This window comes from Pseudoselenomonas ruminis (assembly GCF_008271295.1).
GTDB classification, from domain to species: domain Bacteria; phylum Bacillota; class Negativicutes; order Selenomonadales; family Selenomonadaceae; genus Selenomonas_A; species Selenomonas_A ruminis.
On sequence record NZ_VTOY01000001.1, the window covers coordinates 623,157 to 646,894 of the forward strand.

Below are 23,738 nucleotides of genomic sequence, written 5' to 3' on the forward strand. Positions count from 1 at the left end.
TCATCGAACGATTCGTTTCCTGCATAGAAAAATCCCTCTGGCGAAAAACCAGAGGGATAACATGCAATATATTTTGTTCGTCAATCAGATTTCCATGATGATTGGCAGAATCATCGGACGGCGGCGCGTCTTCTCGAAGAGATAACGGCCAAGTGCATCGCGGACATTGGACTTGATAGCTGCCCATTCCTTGACGCCTTCATCCTCACAGCGGTCAAGGGCCTGCTCGACGCGGGCCTTGGCCTCATCCATCAAAGCTTCGGATTCACGGACATAAACGAAGCCGCGCGATACGATATCCGGGCCGGCAACGACTGTGTTGCTGGCCTTATCCATCGTGACGACGACAATCAGGATGCCATCCTGCGACAGCTGACGGCGGTCGCGCAGGACGATGTTGCCGACGTCACCGACGCCGAGACCATCGACCATGACCATGCCAGCCGTAACCTTGCCAGCAACCGTGCCTTTATCGCGGGTAAACTCAAACACCGTGCCATTCTCGCCCATGAAGATATGGTCTTTCGGCATGCCGAGGCTCTGCGCCAGTTTGGCATGCTGTACCAAATGATGGTACTCACCATGAACCGGAATGAAGAACTTCGGACGAACGAGGTTGTGCATGAGCTTGAGCTCTTCCTGGCTCGCATGGCCCGATACGTGAACGCCCTTATCGCGTCCATATACGACATTGGCGCCAAGGCGCATGAGGTTGTCAATCGTCTTGGAAACGAGCTTTTCATTGCCTGGAATCGGCGTTGCCGAAATGATGACCGTATCATCCGGTACAATCGTAACCTTGCGATGGTCCGAAGCCGACATACGCGTCAGCGCCGACATCGGCTCGCCCTGACTGCCCGTCGTGACGATGACCACCTGCTCCGAACGGAAGTTGTTGATTTCATCGATATCGATAAAGGTGCCTTCCGGGCAAGTGATATAGCCAAGCTCGAGCGAAATGTTTACGACATTTACCATGCTGCGGCCCAGGACGGCAACACGGCGCTTATAGCGCACCGCCGTGTCAACGACCTGCTGGATGCGGTGAACGTTCGAGGAGAACGTCGCAACGATGATGCGGCCGCGGGCATTGTGGAATGCCTTGTCAAACGATGCACCAACCGTGCTCTCACTCGGCGTGTGACCAGCGCGCTCGGCATTCGTAGAATCTGCCATCATGAGCAGAACGCCTTTGTTGCCGAGATCCGAGAAACGGCGGAAATCCGTCATCTTGCCATCAATCGGCGTATAGTCGAGCTTAAAGTCACCCGTATGGACAATCATGCCAACCGGCGTCTTGATGGACAGGCCGACAGCATCTGGAATTGAATGATTGACACGGATGAACCCGACGCTGAAGCAGCCGACGTTAATGATGTCGCCCTGCATGACCGAATGCAGGTTGCTTGAATCGACGCCGTTTTCCTTAAGACGCCCCTCAAGGATGCCCAGCGTCAGGCGCGTACCATAAACCGGTACGTTGATTTGTTTGAGGACATACGGCAGCGCGCCGATATGGTCCTCATGTCCATGGGTCAGGACAATCGCCTTGATTTTATCGCGATTCTCCAAGAGATAACTGATATCCGGAATAACGAGGTCAATGCCCAGCATATCTTCTTCCGGGAACATCAAGCCCGAATCAATCACGAGAATCTCATCATCCACGCGGACAACGGTCATGTTTTTACCAATTTCCCCCAGACCGCCTAAGGGAATAATCTGTAGTTTTTGTGCTCCTTTAGCCAAAAATTACACCTCCAAAATATTTATTTTATATCTATTTGCGTAGCGCAATTATAGTCCGAACAAACGTAAAAAATGAAAATACTTCGTGTCCGAAAACACGTATCCGATCAAATCATTCTTTTCTATTTTAGCATTCCGTCCTTGATTATGCAACCGGAAAAGCGCCGTCCTTATTACAAGGTTACAATTTTCCTAAAGGCAATATCCATCACAAACCGCCATTTATATTATTATATAGTATTGTTAGATAAATATTATTAATGTATAATTGACATGTCAAAATACTATCATTATAGGAGGTTTTATCATGTTAATTGCAGGAGCAATACTGGTAATTCTCACCTTCGTACTCATCGTCAAAAAGTACGAAGCCCGGCTGGTGCTGTTTAGCGCCGGCCTTATCATGTGCCTTATCGGCGGCCTTCCGGGAGACGTTATGAAGGCCTTCACCAAAGCCATGGTAAACAACTCGCTGGTGCCGACAATCTGTACGGTCATGGGTTTCTCGTATGTCATGAAACTCACCCATTGCGACCAGCACCTCGTTCAATCCATTTCGGGTATCCTGCATAAGGGGCGCGCCCTGCTCGTGCCGCTCTCCTTTCTGCTGACCTGGTGGATTAGTCTGGCGATTCCTTCGGCCTCGGGCTGCTCGGCTGCGGTCGGCAGTATCCTGATTCCGACGCTGATTGCCGCTGGCGTTCATCCGGCCATGGCTGCCGCCACCGTTCTTGCGGGAACCTGGGGCAGTGCCATCAGCCCGGGCAATGCGCACAATCCATTTGTCGCTGACCTTGCCGGCACCGACATGATGACCGTCATCATCAACGAAACGCCGGCATCCATCATCGCCTCGGTTGCCTGCGTCATCGTACTGACGATTTATGCCGCCCTGCGCAACGAAGGCGCTTCGGATAAACGCAGCCAGATTTATCTGGCTAAGATGCAGGCCGATGAAAAACTCAGTTTTGAAGATTTCAAAGTGAATCCGATTTATGCACTCGTTCCCCTGGTTCCGCTGTTCCTCTTGATTTTGGGTTCCAAACAGATTGGCATCCTGCCGGAAATCAGCGTACCGCTTTCGATGCTCATCGGTGTCATCCTCGGCCTGCTGGTCACCTGGAGCAATGCCCAGGAAATCTGCCGCAACTTCTTCAAAGGCATGGGCGATGCCTACTGCGACGTCATCGGTCTTATCGTCTGCGCCAGCGTATTCACGACGGGTATGACGGCCGTCGGCCTCACGGGCGCTCTTACGGACCTCATGAAGGGATCCTCTTCGATTGCGGCCGCAGCTGGCACTTTTGGCCCGTTCTTCATCGCCGTCATCTCCGGTTCGGGCGACGCGGCAGCCTTTGCCTTTAACGGTGCCGTCACGCCCTTTGCCGAACACTTCGGCATGAGCATCATGGACCTCGGCTCCCTTGCCCAGATTGCCGGTGCTATGGGGCGCTCGATGTCGCCGGTTGCCGGTGCGGCCATTATCTGCGCCGGTCTTGCCAAGGTCAACCCAATTGAAGTATCCAAGCGCAATGCGCTTCCCTGCCTTACCGCAGCCATCGTTTTGATGATCCTGCTCTAAGACAGGTTCCGAGAAAGGAAGTCTTTTCATGTCTGATATAATCAACGAGCAGCGCGTGCTCGACGAATTCCTTGAACTCGTTAAAATCCGCTGCTCAACCCATGACGAGCGCGAAATAGGCGATCTTCTGACCATGCGCCTGACGGAGCTTGGCGGCACGGTCCACGAGGACACGGCCGGCGAAAAGCTCGGCGGCAACTGCGGCAATCTCATCGCCGATTTCCCTGCGTCCGACGAAGCCCACAAGGATTTACCCACCATCATGCTGACCGCCCATATGGACTGCGTCGAGCCGTGCGGCAACGTGCAGCCGATTCGCGAAAACGGCATCATCCGCTCCGACGGCACGACGATTCTCGGCGGCGACGATAAGGCAGGTGTCACAGCTATCCTCGAAACGCTGCGGCAGCTGCGCGAGCAAAAGCTCCCGCATGGCCCGCTGCAAATCGTCTTTACGATTGCCGAGGAAAACGGCGTCCACGGTTCGCAAAATCTTGACACGAGCCTTTTGCATGCTGATTTTGGCTACACGCTCGACACGCATAACCATCCGGGATGCATGACGTTCATGGCCCCGGGCAAGAATCAGCTGCACATCCACATCCAGGGCAAGGCCGCACATGCAGGCGTTGCGCCCGAGACTGGCAACAATGCCATCATCGCAGCTGGAAAACTGCTCGCTAGTGCCCCGCAGGGCCGCATCGACGAGGAAACGACCTGCAACGCCGGCAAGATTATCGGCGGCAGTGCCACCAACGTCGTTGCCGATACCTGTGACATCTACTACGAGAGCCGCAGCCGCAACAAGGCAAAGCTCGACCAGATTACGCAGGCTATCGTCGACCACTTCACGGAAGGCGCAAAAGCCACCGGCTGCCAGATTACGGCCGATGTAAGCCCGGATTACGGCCCCTACGAACTTGCCAAAGACTGCCCGGCCATAAAGCTTGCGAGTAAGGCCGCACAAAAACTCGGCTTTCCGATAAAGCTTGAAGAATCGGGCGGCGGCTCCGATGCCAACCACTTCAACACCTATGGGGTACCAACGGTCGTCCTTGCCGTCGGCATGGAAAACTGCCACACGAAGGAAGAATACATCGAAGAGAAAGACCTCTACGATGCTGCCCGCTGGGCTCTGCAGATTGTCGTTGAGGGTGCCAAATTAAAATAAACAAATTTGATACCAAAATCCCCGTTGACGTTTTGTCAACGGGGATTCGTATTATAAAGCATTTTCCTCCTGATAGACGCGGTAGCAGCAGCGGCCGCAGGCCTTTGCCTCATAGAGCGCCTCATCGCTGTGGCTCATAAGCACTTCGATTGGTACGGGCTGTTCCTTTGCATAGGCAATGCCGGCACTGACCGTCAGGCATTTGAGGCCTTCATCCTGCCGGTAAACGGCGACCAGCTGGCGCATAAACGCCTGCAGCCGCGCCTCCGTCTCCGCATGGTCGACATTTCCCGTGAGCACCACGAGAAATTCATCGCCGCCCATGCGGACATTGAGCGCATCAGTAAACTGGCTTTTCAATACTTCTGCAAAAATCAACAGCGCCGCATCGCCCGTCTGATGGCCATAGTTGTCATTAACCAACTTAAAGTGGTCGAGGTCAAGCGATATCAGCGTGAACAGCGTATCCTCCGAGCACTTCTGGATATATTCCGTAAAATAGCGTCGATTGGCCAGCCCGGTCAGCGCGTCGTTCCGCGCCATGCGCAGGATAATGCGCTGGTTGTCGTATAGCTTCTGGTTCATTTCATTCATCGCCCGGCTCATGGCACCGAGTTCATCGTCGCGCTTGGATAGATCCTGCATCTCGGCTTCGGTCTGGTCATCCATCTTGAGTCTGCCATTGCCAAGCTCGCGCATTCTTTTGGTCGCCACTTGAATCGGATAGGCCAGACGGCGTCCGATAACAATCGCCATCAGCACAAATAAGATTTCGAGCAGGAACAGGCCCGTAAGCGTGCGAATGACCTGTTCTTTCATATTCTGAACAAAGGCTTTTTCGCGCATAGCCACGCGGCGGTCAATCTGGTCCAGCCAGATGCCCGTGCCAATAACCCAATGGTAAGGCGCAAACTCCATCGTATAATAGCGCTTGGGCAGCGGCTCGGTAAGTCCCGGCTTTGGGAACAAGAAATCGGAATAACCGCCGCCCTGCTTAGCCTGCGCAATCATCTCACGGATGAAATACCGGCCCTGGGGGTCCTTGGCATCAATGCGCAGCTTGCCCTCGGCAGCCGTCCCGAGCAAAACGACATTGACGCCCTGGTCAGTATCGATCGTGAAATATCCCTGCCCGTTGTCATAGCGCATATTGCGGACAAGGTCAGCGGCGCGCTGCATGGCCTCCTCCTGGGTGAGCTCGCCGCGCAGCTGCGCCTGATAGCAGCTGTCCACGACACTTAGCGCCGAATGTGTCTGCCATTCAAGCTGAAGTTTGGCATTATCCTCCATATCCCTGCGGTATTCGGTAATCAGGCGGTCATTTTCCTGCACAGCACCGTAAATGCCACAGCCCCCCAAAGCCAGCATGGTCAGAATCGATATCCCTATAAATATTGTTGTCAATCGTGATTGTATGGATTTAAACTGCATCATAAAAATCCTCCTGGCAAGCGAAACCACGCCAACACATACCGAAAGACACGAAAAAGATTTACAATAACGTTAGGCTAATTATACTCTTATTGAATTGTCAAAGTCAAAAAATCCCAATCTGTAGTATAGCAAAACTAAAAGTTACGTCATAATCACCATGTAAAGCCAAAAACGACCGGCTGCGGCAAATCTCTGCCAGCAGCCGGTCGTTTTTCTATGCTCATTTATTCTTCGTCAAGCGCCATAACGCCGTAATGCACTTTGCTGTATTTGCCGCCCTCGATGCGCGAAAAACCAAGCCGCGCAAATTCGCCGCTGCGCGCGTTTTCCTTGAACACGACGCGATGACGGGCCACGCGGCGCGCCTCTTCGATATGCTCTTGGCTAAGCGCCGCATGATTGGCCACCGTGCGCAGTGGCGTAAGGCTCGCGCTGTCCATCAGCGGATGGCGGAACATCGGGTCAAAGTAGACGACATCGACCGATTTATCGGGCTGGCTCTTAAGATAAGCAAGCGAATCCGTGCAAACCGTCTTGACGCGGCGCATGGCCTCGATAATGCGCCAGGTGTCGCCAGCAAAATGCGACAGCCCGCGGCTCACGACCGCCTCGATGAGCGGCTGCGATTCAAGCCCCGTGACACTGCCCTCAGGGCCAACGACAAAGCTGGCGACGATCGAGTCAGCGCCAAAGCCTAACGTGCAGTCAAGCACCGACATGCCGGGCTTTAAATCCATGGCCTCAGACATGCGGTCGCCATCGCCCTTGCGAATGTTCTTGAGCCGCAGATGCGCCATGTTCGGATGGAAGAAGAGCTCGCCCTGCGGCGTGTCGAGCACGAGCAGGTCCTGCTTGGCCACGAGCACGAAATCCACCTGATAGCGCTCGCGCACCTCATCCACCGACAAACGCTCGCGCGGCGCATAGACGATGCCGAGTTTTTCCGCCGTCGCCTTGGCCAGCGCAATCGTCTCGTCATTCCATTTCCGCGCCGTCGTAACAGCCGCCGAAAGCTGGTTTTCTGTCATAGTACCTCCCTATCAAAAGCCAAAGCCTGTCCGCTTGAACATCTTGGCTAAATCCTCACTGGAAAATTTCAAGATTGTCGGCCGTCCATGCGGGCAGGTATACGGGAACGGCGTATGCGAAAGCTCCTCTAAGAGAATCTGCATCTGCCGCAGGTTGAGCTCCTCGCCCGCTTTGATGGCTGCGCGGCAGGCCGTCGTCGCCAGGCAGTGCTGGCGGATTTCCTTGGCCGTCGTCTCATGCATCTCGTTAAGGCCCGTGAGGATTTCACGGATGATATCCTCAGCCTCGCTGACCGGCACATCGGCCGGCACTTCCATAAGGCGGTAATCCAAATCCCCCGCCGACTCCATGTGGAAACCGAGCCTTCCAAACAGCTCTTTATTTTCCTCAACGAGCGCGGCTTCCTTGCGGTCAAAGGTCAAAAGCTGATGCACCAAGAGCTGCTGCGACGGAATGCCATCGGCCATCGCCGAGAGCTTATCAAACAAGATGCGCTCATGGGCCGCATGCTGGTCGATAAGATAAAGTCCCTTGGCGTCCTGCGCGATGATATAGGTAAGGTCAACCTGACCAATCGGGATAATCGTGCCATCGGCATCGAGCAGAGTCTGCCCATCGCAGTCGGACTGCGGTGCCAGATCCCCTTCCTGCCCCAAATCTGACAAGTCAGTTTGACCGGTCAGATTTGACTTGTCAACTTGACTTGTCAATTTTGACTTGTCAATTTGGCCAAAATCCCCAGTGTGCTCTGCCACAGCCTCATGGGCTTCAGCCGAAGGATAGTGCACCTGCCGCGCCTGCTGGAGCTCTTCCTGCGCGTCGGCAAAGCTCATGGACGGCTGGCTGACCGGCCGGTGAACGGCCTCATAAATCGTGCGCGGCGCGCTGTCAAAGCTGTGCTTAGCTGGCGATGCCGATGCACTTTGCCCCATTGGCTCCGTTGCCGGTACGAAATGCATCGGCTCCATCGTATAGCTTGGCCGCGGCTTTTCGACGACAGCAGCAACTTCACCGAGCGCCCGGTCCGAGGCTGGACGGATGGCATCGAGCACTGATTTGTAGACGGCTTTAAAGATAAGCCCTTCGTCTTCAAACTTCATTTCGCTCTTCTGCGGATGAACGTTGACATCAATCGTGCGCTGCGGCACCTCAATCTTTAGTACGGCCAGCGGGAAACCGCTCTTGGGAATCAGCGATTTATAGGCATTATCGATCGCTTTGGCAATCGCGCGGTTCTGGATGATGCGGCCGTTGACAATATAAGTCTGCCAGCCGCGGCTGCTCTTTAGCATCGACGGTTTGGTGATATAGCCGCTGATTTTCACCTCTTCGCTCTCGAAATTCAGAGCGAGCAACGAATCGGCGACATTGGCGCCATAGATAGCCTGTATCGTGTCGAACAGATTGTCATTACCCGGCGTCACGACCGACACCTTATTGTTATTGATGAAGTGGAACTCGATATCAGGCCGCGACAGGGCGAGCTTTACGATAAAGTCGTTGATTTTCGAGCCCTCGGTATGATTCGTCTTGAGGAATTTCTTACGCGCGGGCGTGTTGAAAAAGAGGTCCTCGACCTTTATCGTCGTGCCAAGTCCACAGCCCGTCTCGATGATATCGGGCGTCTTGCCGCCGCTGATATCGACGCGCGTGCCGAGGTCATCGCCCTTTTGCCGCGTGAGCATCGTAAAGCGCGAAACCGAGGCAATCGTCGGCAAAGCCTCGCCGCGAAAGCCCAGCGTGCCGATGGTGTTAAGGTCGCCGACCTCGCGGATCTTGCTCGTCGCATGGCGCAAGATAGCAAGCTTGGCATCCTCCATGCTCATGCCCTTGCCGTTATCGGTAACGCGCATGAAGCTGGTGCCGCCGGCCATGATCTCGACTTCGATACGGTTTGCGCCAGCATCCATTGCATTTTCTATCAGCTCTTTGATGACCGACGCCGGCCGTTCTACCACCTCACCGGCAGCAATCTTGTTGATGGTGTTATCGTCCAAAACATGGATAAGACTCATGCCTGTCCAGCCTCCCTCTTTGCCTGCTCCTGCAGTTTGTAAAGTTCATTCATCGCCTCAAGCGGCGTCATTGTCATAACGTCAAGCGCTAATAATGTGTCGCTTAAGCTGCTCGCAAACAGCGAGCCCATCATAGCGTCAGATTCTGCCGCCTTTGGCGCAGGTTTTGCGACCTGTGCCACGGCGGCAGCTGCTTCAGCGCCCTGCTCCGACTCCAACGCGGCGAGGATATCTTCTGCCCGTTTTGTCACGGCCTTCGGCAGGCCTGCGAGCCGCGCGACATGGATGCCGTATGACTTATCGGCCGAGCCTGCGACAATGCGGCGCAGGAACGCCACCTGCGTACCGCGTTCCTTGACTGCCACGCAGAAGTTCTTGACCTTATCGTCCTCGAGGTCCGTAAGTTCATGGTAATGGGTGGCAAACAGGGTCTTAGCATGGACCTTGCTTTCGATATGCTCGATGACGGCACGCGCGATGCTCATGCCGTCAAACGTACTCGTGCCGCGGCCAATCTCATCGAGAATCACGAGGCTGTCCTTCGTCGCATATTTCAGGATCTGCGCCACCTCATTCATCTCGACCATAAACGTACTCTGGCCGCTCACGAGGTCATCGCTGGCACCGATGCGCGTAAAGATGCGGTCAACCGGGCTGATGGCGGCCTCGCGCGCCGGGATAAAGCTGCCGATCTGCGCCATAAGCGTTAAAAGCGCCACCTGCCGCATATAAGTCGACTTACCGGCCATATTCGGCCCCGTAATCAGCATGATTTCGCAGTCGTTATGGTTGAGCCGCGTATCGTTCGGCACGAAGAGATCCCGCGTCAAGATGCGCTCCACCAGCGGATGACGGCCATCCTTGATGTCGATGACGCCGTCATTTGTCATGCGGGGACGCACGTAGTTATAGGTGCTGGCCGCCTCCGCCAGGCTTGTGAGCACATCGACAATCGCAATCTCATGGGCCGTGGCCTGGATTTCCGTCAGCTGGCTCTTGATGGTCTCCCGGACTTCGGTGAACAGATTGTACTCGATCTGCACGATCTTTTCCTGGGCGCCGAGGATTTTCGTCTCAAATTCCTTGAGCTCCTCGGTGATATAGCGCTCGGCATTGGCCAGCGTCTGCTTGCGGATATAGCGGTCCGGCACCAGATCCGTGCCGCTGTGGCGCACCTCGATATAGTAGCCGAAGACCTTGTTGTAGCCAATCTTCAGCGACTTGATGCCCGTCGCTTCCTTTTCGCGCTCCTCGATTTCCTGCAGCATGGCCTTGCTGTCATGGGCAATGCGGCGGTATTCGTCAAGCTCGGCATTGTAGCCGGATTTGATGATGCCACCCTCGCGCAGCGAAATGCCCGGCTCCTCGACAATGGAGCGCTGCAAAAGGTCCACGAGGGCATCAAAGGACTGAATGCCCGCCTTGCACTCCGTAAGCACCTGCGACTTGACATTTGCCATATGCTGCTGGATGCCCGGCAGGCACATGAGTGAAATCTTCAGCGCGATAAGGTCGCGGGCATTGGCCGTGCCGACCTCAATGCGCGTGAGCAGCCGCTCGAAATCGTGGATTTCCTTGCAATCTGCCCGCAGGCCGCCGCGCAGGGAAAAGTCCTGGGTGAGCTCCTCCACCGCATCGAGACGGCGGTTTATCGGCAGCACATTGAGCAGCGGATACTCCAGCCATTTTTTGAGCAGACGGCTGCCCATGGCCGTCTCAGTGAAGTCGAGCACATCAAGGAGCGTATCCTTCTTGCCGCCATCACGCAGGTTGCGCGTGATTTCAAGATTGCGCAGCGTATAGGTATCGATGACGAGGTTTTCGGACGCATCAAGATACGTGAGCTTGTTTAAATGCGTGAGGTCGGTCATGACCGTCTCGTGCAGGTAGTCAAGCAGCGTTGCCACAGCCTCTTTTGCCTCCTGGCTGTCGGGCCGCGTTGCCGCATCGAAATGCTGGATGATGCGGTCGTCGACGGCGCGGGAAATCTCCTCGCGCAGCGTGTACGAGCAGTTTGGCAGACGCAGGTCCGTAAACTCCTTGAGCGCGTCCATAAAGGAGGGCTTCCCGACGACGAGCAGTTCAGGCATCGCAAGGCGGTAGAGCTCATCCAACAGCATCTGCAGGCGGTTGCCCCCCGTGTAGATGCCATAGAAACACTCGCCCGTGGAGATATCCGCGCCAGCGAGCACAATATCTTCATTCTTTTCATAGACCAGCGCGATGTAGTTGTTCTGCGCATCTTTAAGTGCCGACTCGGACAGCACGGTACCCGGCGTGATAATCTTAATGATTTCACGTTTCGTAAGTCCCTTTGCCTTCGGGTCGCCAATCTGCTCGGCAATCGCCACCTTGTAGCCCCGGCCGACGAGCTTGTTGATATAGGTCTCCGCCGCATGATACGGTACTCCGCACATCGGCGCTTTGTCCTTGTTGCCGCTGCGGCTCGTAAGGGTCAGGCCCAGCTCCTTGGAGACAATCCGGGCGTCGTCAAAAAACATCTCGTAGAAATCGCCCAAGCGGAAAAACAAGATGCTCCCGGGATTCTGCTCCTTCGTAGCCAGATACTGCTGCATCATTGGCGTAAGTTCCATGTAAATACCTCCGGTCTATTTATACCCGCTCGCCTTTAAGGACCCAGGTCTGCGGATGGGTAATCTTGATATTGATAAAGTCGCCTTCCTGTTCGTCCTTATGCTCGAACAGGACAATCTTATTCGTGCGCGTGCGGCCGTTCCAGATGGCCGCATCGTTCTTGCTCGGCCCTTCGACCATGACCTCGAGCACTTTATCCTTGAGGCCCTGATTGATTTCAAAGCTGATTTCGTTCTGCAGGGCCATGAGCTGTTCGAGACGCTCGTGCTTGACCTTGTCGTCAACCTGATTTTCCATCGTCGCCGCCGGCGTGCCCGAGCGCTTCGAATAGATAAACGTATAGGCCGAGTCATAGCGGATTTCCTTGAGGAACGCGAGCATCTCGGCAAAATCCTCGTCGGTCTCGCCAGGGAATCCCACGATAAGATCCGTGGTCAGCGCGGCATTCGGAATCTCCTGGCGGATACGGCGTACCAAATCCTTATAGCTTTCGACCGTATAGACGCGGTTCATTGCCTTCAAAATCTTATTGCTGCCATACTGCACCGGCAGATGGATATGCTCGCAGATATGCTTGCCATCACGGATCACGGCGATGACCTTGTCGCTCAAATCCTTCGGATGCGACGTCATAAAGCGCACGCGCTTGATACCCGGCACTTCGTCGACCATTTTCAAGAGGTCGGCAAAATCCGCCAGCTTATGGTCTTTGCCGTACGAATTGACATTCTGGCCAAGCAGCGTGACTTCCGTATAGCCCTGCGCCACCGCCTCGCGGACTTCGTTTACGACATCCTCGGGCAGACGGCTGCGCTCGCGGCCGCGCACATACGGAACGATGCAGTAGGTGCAGAAATTGTTGCAGCCGTACATGATGGGCACCCAGGCCGAGAACTTGCCCCCACGCGCCACCGGCACATCGTCGGGAAGTTCGGTCTCGCCGAGCTGCGTGTCAACGATATGGCCGCGCTCGCGCTCGATTTCCTGCACGACATGCGTGAGTTCATGGACCTTATTCGTGCCCAGCACGAAATCAATATGCGGCGCGCGCTTGATGAGCCCGTCGCTCTCCTTCTGCGCCATGCAGCCCGTGATGCCGAAGATGAGGTCCGGATTGGCGCGCTTTAAATGCTTGATTTCCCCAATCTTGCCGTAAACCTTATCCTCCGCCGTCTCGCGCACGCAGCAGGTATTTAAGAGGATGAGGTCTGCCCCCTCCATCTCCTCGACGCGCTCATAGCCGATGGTCTTAAGCTGCCCTTCCATGCGCTCGGCATCACTGATATTCATCTGGCATCCGTAGACGCCAATAAAAGCCTTTTTCATGTAAATAAAATTCTCCTTATTCTTTTTCGTGCGCCAGTGACTCCAAACGGCTCGTCACCATATCAATCCATTCGCCGTGGAACCCGACTTCCATCAACAATTCCTCAAGTTCTTCGACTCGCGGCTGTTCGAGGAACATCAACACGCGCTTCTTCTCAATGGTCCGATAAATATAATAGTCTTCCGGCATCTGCCCCGGTGCGGGGAATACGACCGTATATTCATGATACATCTTATCGTTCATCGACTCGAACACCGCCGTTGACCGCGCGGCATAAGCCTTCCATGACTCAGGAAGGGTCTCGAGCAGCCCGCGCAGCTTCGTTTCAATGCCGGCGATTTCTTCCCGGTACTCGCGCAAAATCGCTTCAACCGGCGAAGTATCTTCGAGCATAACCGCGCAGATGAAATCGCGCAGCGCATTAAAGTCGGTCAGATTATACGGCAAGAAATCCTCGGGCTTTTCCACCTTTGCCAGCCAATCTGCCAGCGATTTTTCCATTGCCGCCCGCGCCTTTGCCACCAGCAGTTCATCGGCGCGATGAAGCTGTCCCGACAGATTAACCGCCATTTGTTCCGGCGAATCGGCCGTCAATACCTCTTTTTTCGCACACTCGGCGCAAAGGCCGATGGCTGCATTCGTAAACGGCGCTCCGTCCTCGATTTCGCCCATAAAGGGGAACTCCTTGCCCAATTTATCGTAGATGCGGCGTTCCTGGGCCAGTTTGCCCTTGGAATAATACGTCAGCGGACGTTCGTTGTATTTGACCGTTGACACTTTGCCACAGCATTCACAATGATATTCCTTGCCGACAAGCTTCACCGGGATATCCCGTTCCGGATTTGGTTTAAAAAACGCATAAGGTACAGTTTCTACAAAGCAATAATTAAAGACATTCAATAAATTGTCCGTAATCCGGGATGGTTCATTAGCCATGGTGAACAACTCCTCATTCTTAATAATCAGCAATAGTTTATTATAACGCTAATGTTTAATTTTTGCCAAGGACAAAATATTTTCCCCAGCTGCCAAACGAAAAACTTCCCCATGCCACAGCAGCTGCTGCCACATGGGGAAGCCTCCTCTATTTAAGCACGGCTTATCAGAGATGTTCATCGAGGAACCGGTCAAATTCTTCTTCGCGCATCGGTTTCCCATACAGGAATCCCTGGCCATAGCGGCAGCCGCACGCGATAAGGATTTCTTCCTGCTCCTTCGACTCAATGCCCTCGCAGAGCACCCGCATGCCGAGTTCTTCCGCCATCTGCACCGCATGTTTTACCACGGTGCGCATGCGCTGGGAGCCTTCGGCGGCTACGAGCAGGCTGCGGTCAAGCTTCATAACATCAAACGGCATGACATTCAAAAGCGCCATGTCCGAATAGCCGCTGCCAAAATCGTCGATGGAAAGCTCGTACCCCATCTTTTTAAGCGACAGCATGGCCGTAAGAGCTGCCTTCTTTTGCTTAGCCCCCTCGAGTTCAAACGCCGTCTCGGTTATCTCGAGCTGAATCCCATCAGCCGAGCGGAACTGTTTGGTAAGTGCCCGCATCTTCGGCAAATAATCGGGCTCATTTAAATGAAGCCGCGACTGATTGACCGAAATCGGCACAATCGGTCGCCCATGTTCTAGGCGGCGGCGCTGGAAGCTAAAGACGCGTTCGAGATTGTAGAAGTCGAGCTTCGTGATAAATCCCGTCCGCTCAAACAAATCGATAAAATCGCCTGGCAGCAAAAAGCCAAGCTCCTTGCTGTTCCAGCGCACCAAGGCTTCTGCGCCGATGCATTTACGCGATTTCAAATCGTATTTTGGCTGGTACCAGACCTCAAATTCCCGCTGCTCGATGGCCTGCTTCATGCAGTTCTGGATTTTTAGTGCCAGCTGCTGCCGCTCTAACAGGTTTTCATCGTAGAACCGCATATTGTTTTCGGTCGCTTCGCTGGCGGCGATTTCCGCCTGCAGCACGGCCTGGCGGATGCTTTCCTCCATCGTTGCGGCCTGCTTCAAAAAGCTTCCGCCAGCCCTCAGGCTGATGCCCACGCGCATCGAGCCGACTTCCAGCAATTCGTGCTGGGAAATCACTTTGTTGACGCATTGCAGCAGCTGATTCTGTTTCTGCGGGGTAGTCAGTACAATAACCTGGCCAGCGCTTGAGCGCACGCCAACTGCCTGCGCCCAGGTTTTCGCCGCGCCCGAATCCAGCGCAAGTTTGCGCAGGGCTTCATCGACGACGTGCTGCCCATAAACGGCTTCCAGATATTCCATCCGCGGCAGTACAAACACCACAATCGCGCACTGTTCCATCGTATCGGCCGAGACCAGCGACATCCGTTTAACCGCTTCCTGTTCGAGCCAGACGCGGTTGCGCAGCAGCGTGCTGGCATCGCGGTAAAGCATCTCCTGAATCGATTTGATATGACGATGACGCATATACATAAGGCGGAGCATAAACGCCCCCACGACAGCCACCACAAGCAGGAAAGCCAGCAGGGTTTTGCGCGGATGCATATACAATAGTGACCAGATAGACCGTTCTGCCTCAAGATTGACCGAGCTGTCGTTAATGAGCTCCCAAATTTTATGCGGCCCAATGTGAACGAGTTCGCGGTCTAAAATCGGCAGCAGCCGTTCGTCGGCATCCTTGGAAACACCAACGGACATAGGATAAGACAGTGCCACACCGCCAGTCATCATAAGGTCCGGATACGTTCCCTTCCAAATGTAATACTGGGCCGTAACCACCCGCACGTAGGTGATGTCCGCCCGGCCTTCCGAAACAGCCTGCAAGCACCCCTCAGGCGAATCACAATAAACGAACTGTGATTCATCGTAGCGCTTTTTCAAATGCGCTTCCACATGAAACGAATCCTTTTGCACAGCTACGCGCGGATGACTGGAAAGCGGCTGGCGCCGCGTTACGCCAGTAGCATGAGCCGTAAACATCGGCACCGTGATGTTCATATTATTCTTGGCTGCCCAGCCATAATCGGAATAAATTCCCAGCAGGAAATCCGCCTCGCCATTCTTAATCACAGCAAAAGCCTCGGGCAAAGAATCAACCGCGATAACCTCAACCTCCACACCGAGGTCCTCGCCCATTCTCTCCGCTAAGCTGGCCAAAATCCCCTTGACCTCACCGTTTTCCTTATACGAATACGGCCGCTCTTTCGCAGTCAATACGACGCGAAGCTTCTTCTTTTCTGCCAGATACTGCCGCTCTGACTTCATGAGCATAAGCGGCGTCTCGTCATCGTTGACATGATACTGCCAATACAAGCGCTCCAACAGCTGCGGCTCGGCCAGTGACAGCCGGTCTGCTGCCAAATTCAGTTTTTGCCAGAGCTCCACATTGCCCTTGCGCACCGCAAAATGAAGATAATTATTGTCAAATTCCGCGGCTGGCTCGACGCCCTGCAGCCGGTTGCCAAGCAAAAAACCATCGAGCTGCTGGTCATGATAATGAGCTAATAACTCCTTTGTGTCGTGAAAGACAAACGGCTCATAGGAAATGCCCTCAGCCTGCACAACTTTTTCAAAAATCGGGCTCTTGTAGCCATGCGCCAAAAAGCCAAGTTTCAGCGGGCGCCCCATTTGCCCGTAAGTATCAAACCGCTGCGTTCCACCATGCAAGAACAACGAACTATTGATTTTCCCCATCGGCAGCTTGGAAAAGTCCATTACCTGACGAAGCTCTTCCGTCATGACCAAGCCGGGAATTACATCAATCTCGCCATTGGCCAGGCGGCGCTCATTATCGGCCTGGCTTCCTTGTATGAACTCGCAATCCATGCCAGCGTATGCCGCCAAAGCCTGCATGTAGTCCGTATCCATGCCATGATAGTACCCATCGCTGTCCTGAACCACATAACCGGGATGAACATACTCGATTCCCACTCGCAGCACAGGACGTGCGGCCGCCGTTGTTCCCCAAAGCATCAACAGGACAAAGCAGACAGCCATCCCCCATCGGTTATTCCCTTTCATTCCATCCATCCTTAATTTTGCCCGCTCAAGCGAGTACCAATCCTTTACATAAAAAAATCCGAAAGAACGACTCTTCCGGACTAACTATTTTATTTTGGAGGCGACACTCAGAATCGAACTGAGGATAAAGGATTTGCAGTCCTCGGCCTTACCACTTGGCTATGTCGCCAAAATAAAAATGGAGCGGAAAACGAGGCTCGAACTCGCGACCCCCACCTTGGCAAGGTGGTGCTCTACCACTGAGCTATTTCCGCATCAGATATAAAATTGGAGGCGACACTCAGAATCGAACTGAGGATAGAGGATTTGCAGTCCTCGGCCTTACCACTTGGCTATGTCGCCGAAATAATGGAGCGGAAAACGAGGCTCGAACTCGCGACCCCCACCTTGGCAAGGTGGTGCTCTACCACTGAGCTATTTCCGCATAATGGCGACCCGAAGGGGACTTGAACCCCTGACCTCCGCCGTGACAGGGCGGCATTCTAACCAACTAAACTACCGGGCCATTTTTATTTCGCCGCTGTATCTCTCAGCGACAAATATTATTATACGGATAAGCGTATGACTTGTCAACACCTAAAAGTAAAGTTTTTTGATTTTTTTACTGTTTTGCCACAATTTCCTGCAACTTGTTAAAAATCGAGCGGTCCATCTCATCAAGCGGACGCCAGGAGCCACCCTCGTTGCGCGTGAGGATTTTCTTCCCCTCCTGCTTAAACTCTACCTTTGTCAGTTTCCCGGCCGTACCGTTGCGAAGCACCGCCGTCCACTGCGTGCCATTCTTCTCTCCGGTCACGGACCCAGCAACGATATACGTCTTCGTTCCCTCAAACGTCATAGCCACCACATCCTCAGCCGGAATATTCTGCTTGGGAGCTGCCGCCTTTTCTGTTTTCGCCTTCGGCTCCTCCACTGGCTGCGGCTCTTTCGCATTTTCCACCGAAGTGACATTGCCGCCGTCCACCTGCGCATTCTGCGGCGCCTGCCCGCCAGTCCACAGATAGCAGCCAGCAGCCACTGCCACAGCGGCCACAACGCCCAGCAACATATATAGATGTTTTTTATTCTTCATTATAGGTTACACCTCATTTTCAAAATTACTATCCACATTATAAAGAACCTATCTGAAAAGAGCAAGAAGAATCAAACCTTTATTCCTCAAGCTTTGCCTGTTCTTCACGCAGCCACTGCAGCCGCCACTCTTCCCGGCGGATTGCCTGGCGCAAAATCATGGCGTGACCATAATGTTTCTTTTGTTCCGCCTTGGCAGTAAAAAGCAGTTTCCACCGCGACTGTAAATACTGCAATTTCTCCTCGTGGCGGGCGATTTCCTCGGCAAACAGCTTCTTTATCAAGGGATCGTTGACATCGTTAAGCAAGTACAACTTCATCGAAAATTCATCACGGGTAGGCGGCAGCGCGTTTAATGGTTCCTTGAGCCAGTCGGCCAGCTCCGCTTTTCCCTGAGGCTGAATCGTATAATACGTCTTCGTCATTTTTTGCCCCACGGTATCGTCGTACGCGCTAATCAGACCGCTTTCTACCATTTTCTTTAACTCCGGGTAAATCTGACTGTGATTGGAGTACCAAAAATCTCCCAATTCGCCTTCAAAGAGTTTCTTTATGTCATAGCCCGTGAGGTCCTGATGCGATAACAATCCCAATACAACATATTTCAATACATTTTTCTGTGCCATAGACGTTCATCCTTCCTTTTTCTATGATTATAACACGAAAAAGCAGATGATGTAATTATTTACATCTTTTCTCTTGACATTTCCTCATTCACGAACTAAGATGTGGTTATAGCGATTATGTATTTATTTACATATTCGCACAGACCAAAAAGGAGTTGACCAATATGATATTTAAAGACCTTAGTGATTTTCTCGGCACGCATTTCATCTATACGTATGACAACGGCTGGGAATACGAATGGTATGCGAAAAATGACCATACCGTTGATTACCGCATTCACGGCGGCATGGTCGCCGGACGCTGGGTAAAAGACCAGCAGGCCGATATCGTCAAGCTCACCGATGGCGTGTTCAAGGTAACCTGGACAGAGCCAACCGGCACGGACGTAGCGCTGGACTTCATGCCCAACGAAAACAAAATGCACGGCACCATCTTTTTCCCGAAATGGGTACAGGACAAGCCGGAAATCACCGTCTGCTTCCAGAACGAACACCTCGACCTCATGAAAGAATCGCGCGAGAAGTACGAGACTTATCCGAAATATTTGGTTCCGGAATTCGCACAGATTACCTATATCGGCAAAGCCGGACTCGATAACAAAGACGTAATCGCTGAAGCACCGTATGCCGGCATGACCAACGACATCCGTGAAGGCAAATACTTTGATGCGAATTACCATCGCTTGAAAAAATAACATCCATAAGGAGGAAATCGATATGAAAATGTTTAACTTCAAACAAATCGCCACGGCTTCGTTGCTGACGCTTGGCCTCATGACCGTAGGCACGGGCGTAAGCTTTGCCCAGAGCCAGGACCTGACAATTGACGGTGACCATGGCAAACTCGCAGCCGTACTCCAGACGCCAGACAAAGCCAAAGAGTATCCGCTCGTCATCGTCTGCCATGGTTTTACTTCCAATAAAGACACCAACTTAATGCAGACGCTGGCAAACGATTTGGAAAAGAAAGGCATCGCCACCCTGCGCTTTGACTTCAACGGTCATGGCAAAAGCGAAGGCCGTTTCCAGGATATGACCGTACTCAACGAAATTGAAGATGCAAAAAAAGTCTACGATTATGCCACGAAGCTTCCCCATGTAACTTCCATTTCCCTGGCCGGTCATTCCCAGGGCGGCGTCGTTGCCAGCATGACTGCCGGTATCCTCGGCACCGAAAAGGTCAAGAGCCTGGCGCTCATGGCACCGGCTGCCGTACTGCGTGAAGATGCCATTCGTGGCGACTGCCAGGGCGCTCGTTACAATGCCAACAACGTCCCCGAAACCATCCCCATCAAAAAAGGCCTGACCTTAGGCAGAAACTATGTATTGACCGCTCAGACACTGCCGATTTATGAAACCGCCATCCGTTATCAGGGACCGGCTTTCATGATTCACGGTACTGGCGATGTTATCGTCCCCTATACGTATAGCCAGCGTTATCAGCGGATTTACTTCAACGGTCAGTTAAAACTTGTCCCCGGTGAAGACCATGGCTTTACCCATGACACGAAAGGCGCCTGCCAGGCAGTAGCCAATTACTTTGCTGCTCAGCTGAAAAAATAAAATAAAACAAAAACGAGGTATTGTGCCGTACGCGCACAATACCTCGTTTTTGTTTTATTTAACCACTTCTGCCCGGTCGATTCTCTCGCCATCAGGCCAAAAGCACTCAATGGCAATCCGCACTTCGGTCACATCCATTGTCAGGTAATTATCCGTAAACTAGGTATGGTTTCATAATAAAAATCGTACATGAAAAATGTATGCTTTTTCAATGTTTATAATGGTTGGGAATATTTAGCTACCCACACAAACTGATGAAGTGCCAAATTATTCATGTATGATCACAAGGGAACACAATGCCCACTTGTTTACGGGCTTCTTCGGCGGTTTCCAGCACTGCCACCGATACATCCAGCCCTTGCTTTACCTTATCGTAATCCTTGGCGGCAAAAATCTTGGCAAACTCCTGGAACTCATGCACCATGCGATGGCTGTATTTATTAAGCTCGTAGTGAGAGGTGACACCACTGCCGCGAAGTTTCATCTCAAAGGAACGAAGCGTATTCGGGGCATCCGTTACCTTAATATAGCCCTTTTCTCCCTGAATAACCGCATAGCCGGGACTGTCTGAATCTTTTGCGCCAATGGCCAGCGCAAAAAAATCCGGGTACTGCATCTTGACCATTCCACTGGTATCGATGCCATTAAAGCCAATATTGGCGGTATAATCAATAGACTCAGGTTTGCCAAACAAACCAATGATAAGATTCAGATTGTAGATATTGATATCGTACAAGGCGCCGCCGCTGCGCTGCGGGTCAAAGGCCGGCAGAACCTCACCGTTAAGGTATTTGTCGTAGCGGCTGGAATACTGGGAGTAATTGGCCACTACCGCCTTTATCCGGCCAAGTTTTGGCAAAGCTTCCCGGATAGCTGCAAAATTTGGCAAATAGAACAGCGTCACCGCCTCAAACACATACAAACCTTTAGCCAAAGCCAGCTGGCGCAACTCTTGCACTTCTCTTGCCGCCGAAGCAAAGGGCTTTTCCACAATGACATGCTTGCCCGCCAGCAAGGCCTTTTTCGTGTAGTCATAATGAACGCTGTTGGTAAGCCCCACGTAGACAAAATCGATGTCTGGGTCAGCCAGCAGTTCCTCATAATCGGTATAAACCTTCGGAATATCATAGGCAACGCTTAATTTCTCTGCTTTTTCCCTGCTGGAAGGGCGGGCAAAAATAGCCGCCACTTCTACCTCCGGCACCTCTTTAAGTGCCGGAAGTGCACCCTCCTTCACAATCATACCAGTACCTAGAATTGCTAATTTCATACAGCCCTGCTCCTTTCGTTACGCATCATATCCGTTATATTGTTCCACTGAATTTGACTTGTCAACTTTGACTAGTCAAATTGACCGGTCAACTCTGCCAGCTTTTCCAAACTTCAGGCGCATAACCGACGGTTGACTCTTTTCCATTTCTCACGATTGGTGTTTTGATGACTTGCTGGTTCTCCAAAAGCGTTTCCAGCTTATCTGCCATATAGTTCACACGAGCCAGCGCGTCCTTGTCCTTGCAATCTGGATTGATCATCCCATCGATGCCACCATGCGCCTTGGCTACCGACTGGAACTCTCCTTTGCTCATCCCCTTATCCATCATATCGATGAATTGGAATTTTATCCCCCGCTCTTTGAAGAACCTCTGGGCTTTCTTCGTATCATTACACTTCTTCGTACCGAAAATCTGTATATTCATTGGGCCTCCTCTTTCACAACTGCATCGTAACCTTTGGTTACTATTATACAACAAACGCCATATCTTTCTCGACCCTGCAAAAAAGATATGGCGTCTTTTCTGTTTTTGTCCTTAGCAAATTACCGCCATGCTTGGTTACAGCAATAGCAGCAATTATTACAAAGCCTTTCGGGAATATTACGGAACATCGCCACGGCAACTTTGAAACTTCCAGGTCAAATTCCATTTTCAAACGGGCTCAGTTACCATTTCGGCAACTCATCTTTTCACAAGCAGCAATACTTTTCCTAGTATGGGAAATTGCCTGAGGAAGAATCTCTTTGTAATGGAAATAAAGCCATAACTGCGGCGGAAGCGCCAAAACCAGATAGGTAACAAAAAAAGTAGTGGCATTGTTTATGTCGATAGGTTCGTCCTCCAACAGATACAGCAGGCCCAACATTACCAATAACAGAATTATGGCACCATTTATGAGCATCCAGCTCCAGGGCTTGAAGCCTCTGTGACCGTAAGTAAAAGGTGGATTCAAAGAGGCAATAGTCGTACTGCCGCAGCCTTCCGCCCATTTATCATGCAAGGACCAGCAAAGGGAGAGCACACTGGCTATGGCAGCCAGCAAGAAGAGCTCCACCAGGACTATCGTGGGGCCATCTTCCCATAGATACAGGCTGTCGAAATCATCCCCCCAGATCCGATAGGCTGCTGTAAGAAACATCAGGATAGCACCGAGTTTCAGTATTTTCAACGATGCATAATAACAGGTGGCCAGGAAAGACAATTCCTCTGGCCATTCAATAAGGGGACTTTGCCAACCTTCCTGCCGGTTCGCAAAATAAAACCAGACAGCAGAAGCAACCACAAGGACAGGCAGCCGATATTCATTCTCCACGACAAACAGTGCCAGCAACACCAGCCCCAGATAGATACAATAATGGGCTGAAGTCATGAAATTCTTACCATTATCCATAATATTTCAACACCTCTAACCCCATGCTAACAAAGCAATATTAGATATCGATTAAAGTAAGTACCTGGTTATGTTCTTATGGCAGTATCGGTATCAAATCACCCCCAACCGCTGAAAGGCATTAGCAAGTCCATCCTCCGCCACAGCATCTGTCACAAAATCTGCTATGGCCTTGATTTCCTCACCGCCGTTGCCCATAGCTACACCCACATGACAATATTCAAACATCGGAATATCAATCTTGGCGTCACCAAAGGCGATGGTATCCTCAATCCTACCACCGATATGTTTCAGCAACTCGTCAATGGCATGGGCCTTAGTGATGCCCTTTACTCCCAAATCGCCAAACAGGGCCTTTTCTCCTACACCACCCCAGGTACCTGCCTGCAAATCAGGGAATGCTTCCCTAGCAGCCAGGAAGTCATCATAGCTTTCCAGGATAAAGCTGACTTTGTTCAAATCATCCCGATAAAGCTCCCCGCCGAAAATCATTTCTGGGAAAGCCTGCCGCACCGTCATCTTCGCCGCATTGTCCTGTCCTTTGCGAGCCGAATACTCCTGCATAACGGGCTCGCCCCGAGTCTCAAAGTTCTCACTGGCAAAGAGTCCGTTGTTGCTTTCCAGGTAGAATTCCAGCTTACGGTCATGAAGCCAGTCTACAATACGGCGGCTCTGCTCTGGCGTAAGCAGCTGATGCATGACCACCTGCCCGTTATCCTCCACATAGCTACCGTTGCCGCCAATCATGCCGTCAAGACCGATTTCCCAAAGTTCCTCATAAACCTCAGCCTTGCTGCGGCCTGTGCTGATATATACCTTGTGTCCATTGGCTCTGGCCTTGCGGATTGCCTCCACTGCCGATTTCGGCAAGACATTGTCGTAATCCACCAACGTGCCATCTACATCAATAAAGATAATCTTACTCAT

19 protein-coding genes and 5 tRNA genes are annotated in these 23,738 nt (G+C 52.4%); 5 read left to right on the top strand and 19 right to left on the bottom strand.

The annotated features are described in order from the left end of the window. Positions 1 to 84 precede the first annotated feature (84 nt). Entirely contained in the window at positions 85 to 1,683 is a 1,599-nt protein-coding gene (locus tag FZ040_RS02770; protein WP_296785398.1) for a ribonuclease J, read from the bottom strand. Between the two features lie 373 nt (positions 1,684 to 2,056). On the opposite strand from FZ040_RS02770, the gene dcuC reads away from it, so the two are divergent. After that, positions 2,057 to 3,331 (top strand): C4-dicarboxylate transporter DcuC, encoded by a 1,275-nt coding sequence (dcuC, locus tag FZ040_RS02775; protein WP_149170593.1) that lies wholly within the window; start codon positions 2,057 to 2,059, stop codon positions 3,329 to 3,331. Positions 3,332 to 3,368: 37 nt separating this feature from the next. After that, entirely contained in the window at positions 3,369 to 4,502 is a 1,134-nt protein-coding gene (locus tag FZ040_RS02780; protein ID WP_149170772.1) for a M20/M25/M40 family metallo-hydrolase, read from the top strand. Between the two features lie 51 nt (positions 4,503 to 4,553). Here FZ040_RS02780 and FZ040_RS02785 read toward each other — a convergent pair whose 3' ends face one another. The 14 genes from FZ040_RS02785 to FZ040_RS02850 form a co-directional block, all read right to left on the bottom strand. Beyond that, positions 4,554 to 5,936 (bottom strand): cache domain-containing protein, encoded by a 1,383-nt coding sequence (locus tag FZ040_RS02785; RefSeq protein WP_149170594.1) that lies wholly within the window; start codon positions 5,934 to 5,936, stop codon positions 4,554 to 4,556. A gap of 224 nt (positions 5,937 to 6,160) precedes the next feature. Beyond that, a complete protein-coding gene (locus tag FZ040_RS02790) occupies positions 6,161 to 6,964 on the bottom strand; it encodes a class I SAM-dependent methyltransferase (protein ID WP_149170595.1) in 804 nt (267 codons plus the stop codon). Positions 6,965 to 6,976: 12 nt separating this feature from the next. Next, entirely contained in the window at positions 6,977 to 8,980 is a 2,004-nt protein-coding gene (gene mutL / locus FZ040_RS02795) for a DNA mismatch repair endonuclease MutL (protein WP_149170596.1), read from the bottom strand. Then, positions 8,977 to 11,574 (bottom strand): DNA mismatch repair protein MutS, encoded by a 2,598-nt coding sequence (gene mutS / locus FZ040_RS02800; protein WP_149170597.1) that lies wholly within the window; start codon positions 11,572 to 11,574, stop codon positions 8,977 to 8,979. The genes mutL and mutS overlap by 4 nt, the downstream gene beginning before the upstream one ends. Positions 11,575 to 11,593: 19 nt before the next feature. After that, positions 11,594 to 12,901 carry a tRNA (N6-isopentenyl adenosine(37)-C2)-methylthiotransferase MiaB gene (gene miaB / locus FZ040_RS02805; protein ID WP_149170598.1) on the bottom strand — a complete coding sequence of 436 codons (1,308 nt, stop codon included), beginning with the start codon at positions 12,899 to 12,901 and terminating at the stop codon, positions 11,594 to 11,596. Between the two features lie 16 nt (positions 12,902 to 12,917). Further along, the gene (locus FZ040_RS02810; protein ID WP_149170599.1) at positions 12,918 to 13,838 is read right to left on the bottom strand and encodes a hypothetical protein; all 921 of its coding nucleotides are present in this window, start codon (positions 13,836 to 13,838) and stop codon (positions 12,918 to 12,920) included. A 166-nt stretch (positions 13,839 to 14,004) separates the two neighbouring features. Continuing rightward, entirely contained in the window at positions 14,005 to 16,887 is a 2,883-nt protein-coding gene (locus FZ040_RS02815; RefSeq protein WP_187620213.1) for an EAL domain-containing protein, read from the bottom strand. Positions 16,888 to 16,982: 95 nt separating this feature from the next. Beyond that, positions 16,983 to 17,056 (bottom strand) — tRNA-Cys (locus FZ040_RS02820). A 10-nt stretch (positions 17,057 to 17,066) separates the two neighbouring features. After that, a tRNA-Gly gene (locus tag FZ040_RS02825) sits at positions 17,067 to 17,141 on the bottom strand. A gap of 14 nt (positions 17,142 to 17,155) precedes the next feature. After that, positions 17,156 to 17,229 (bottom strand) — tRNA-Cys (locus FZ040_RS02830). Positions 17,230 to 17,236: 7 nt separating this feature from the next. Next, positions 17,237 to 17,311 (bottom strand) — tRNA-Gly (locus FZ040_RS02835). Positions 17,312 to 17,315: 4 nt separating this feature from the next. After that, positions 17,316 to 17,392 (bottom strand) — tRNA-Asp (locus tag FZ040_RS02840). Positions 17,393 to 17,488: 96 nt separating this feature from the next. Further along, on the bottom strand, positions 17,489 to 17,959 hold the full coding sequence (locus FZ040_RS02845; protein ID WP_149170601.1) for a hypothetical protein: 471 nt from the start codon (positions 17,957 to 17,959) through the stop codon (positions 17,489 to 17,491). A 79-nt stretch (positions 17,960 to 18,038) separates the two neighbouring features. Continuing rightward, entirely contained in the window at positions 18,039 to 18,584 is a 546-nt protein-coding gene (locus FZ040_RS02850; protein ID WP_149170602.1) for a PadR family transcriptional regulator, read from the bottom strand. 164 nt (positions 18,585 to 18,748) lie between these two features. On the opposite strand from FZ040_RS02850, the gene padC reads away from it, so the two are divergent. Further along, positions 18,749 to 19,279, top strand: coding sequence for a phenolic acid decarboxylase (gene padC, locus FZ040_RS02855; protein ID WP_149170603.1), 531 nt, complete (start codon positions 18,749 to 18,751; stop codon positions 19,277 to 19,279). Positions 19,280 to 19,301: 22 nt separating this feature from the next. After that, positions 19,302 to 20,147, top strand: a complete 846-nt coding sequence (locus tag FZ040_RS02860; protein ID WP_149170604.1) for an alpha/beta hydrolase — start codon at positions 19,302 to 19,304, stop codon at positions 20,145 to 20,147. Between the two features lie 271 nt (positions 20,148 to 20,418). Here FZ040_RS02860 and FZ040_RS02865 read toward each other — a convergent pair whose 3' ends face one another. Both FZ040_RS02865 and FZ040_RS02870 read right to left on the bottom strand, forming a co-directional pair. Further along, positions 20,419 to 21,417: a Gfo/Idh/MocA family protein gene (locus tag FZ040_RS02865; protein ID WP_149170605.1), complete on the bottom strand. Its 999-nt coding sequence runs from the start codon at positions 21,415 to 21,417 to the stop codon at positions 20,419 to 20,421. An 88-nt stretch (positions 21,418 to 21,505) separates the two neighbouring features. Then, entirely contained in the window at positions 21,506 to 21,844 is a 339-nt protein-coding gene (locus FZ040_RS02870) for an arsenate reductase family protein (protein ID WP_149170606.1), read from the bottom strand. A gap of 127 nt (positions 21,845 to 21,971) precedes the next feature. On the opposite strand from FZ040_RS02870, the gene FZ040_RS14320 reads away from it, so the two are divergent. Further along, a complete protein-coding gene (locus FZ040_RS14320) occupies positions 21,972 to 22,049 on the top strand; it encodes an AraC family transcriptional regulator (protein WP_149170773.1) in 78 nt (25 codons plus the stop codon). A gap of 33 nt (positions 22,050 to 22,082) precedes the next feature. Here FZ040_RS14320 and FZ040_RS02880 read toward each other — a convergent pair whose 3' ends face one another. Further along, positions 22,083 to 22,811: a hypothetical protein gene (locus FZ040_RS02880; RefSeq protein ID WP_149170607.1), complete on the bottom strand. Its 729-nt coding sequence runs from the start codon at positions 22,809 to 22,811 to the stop codon at positions 22,083 to 22,085. 93 nt (positions 22,812 to 22,904) lie between these two features. Continuing rightward, the gene (locus FZ040_RS02885) at positions 22,905 to 23,738 is read right to left on the bottom strand and encodes a Cof-type HAD-IIB family hydrolase (RefSeq protein WP_149170608.1); all 834 of its coding nucleotides are present in this window, start codon (positions 23,736 to 23,738) and stop codon (positions 22,905 to 22,907) included.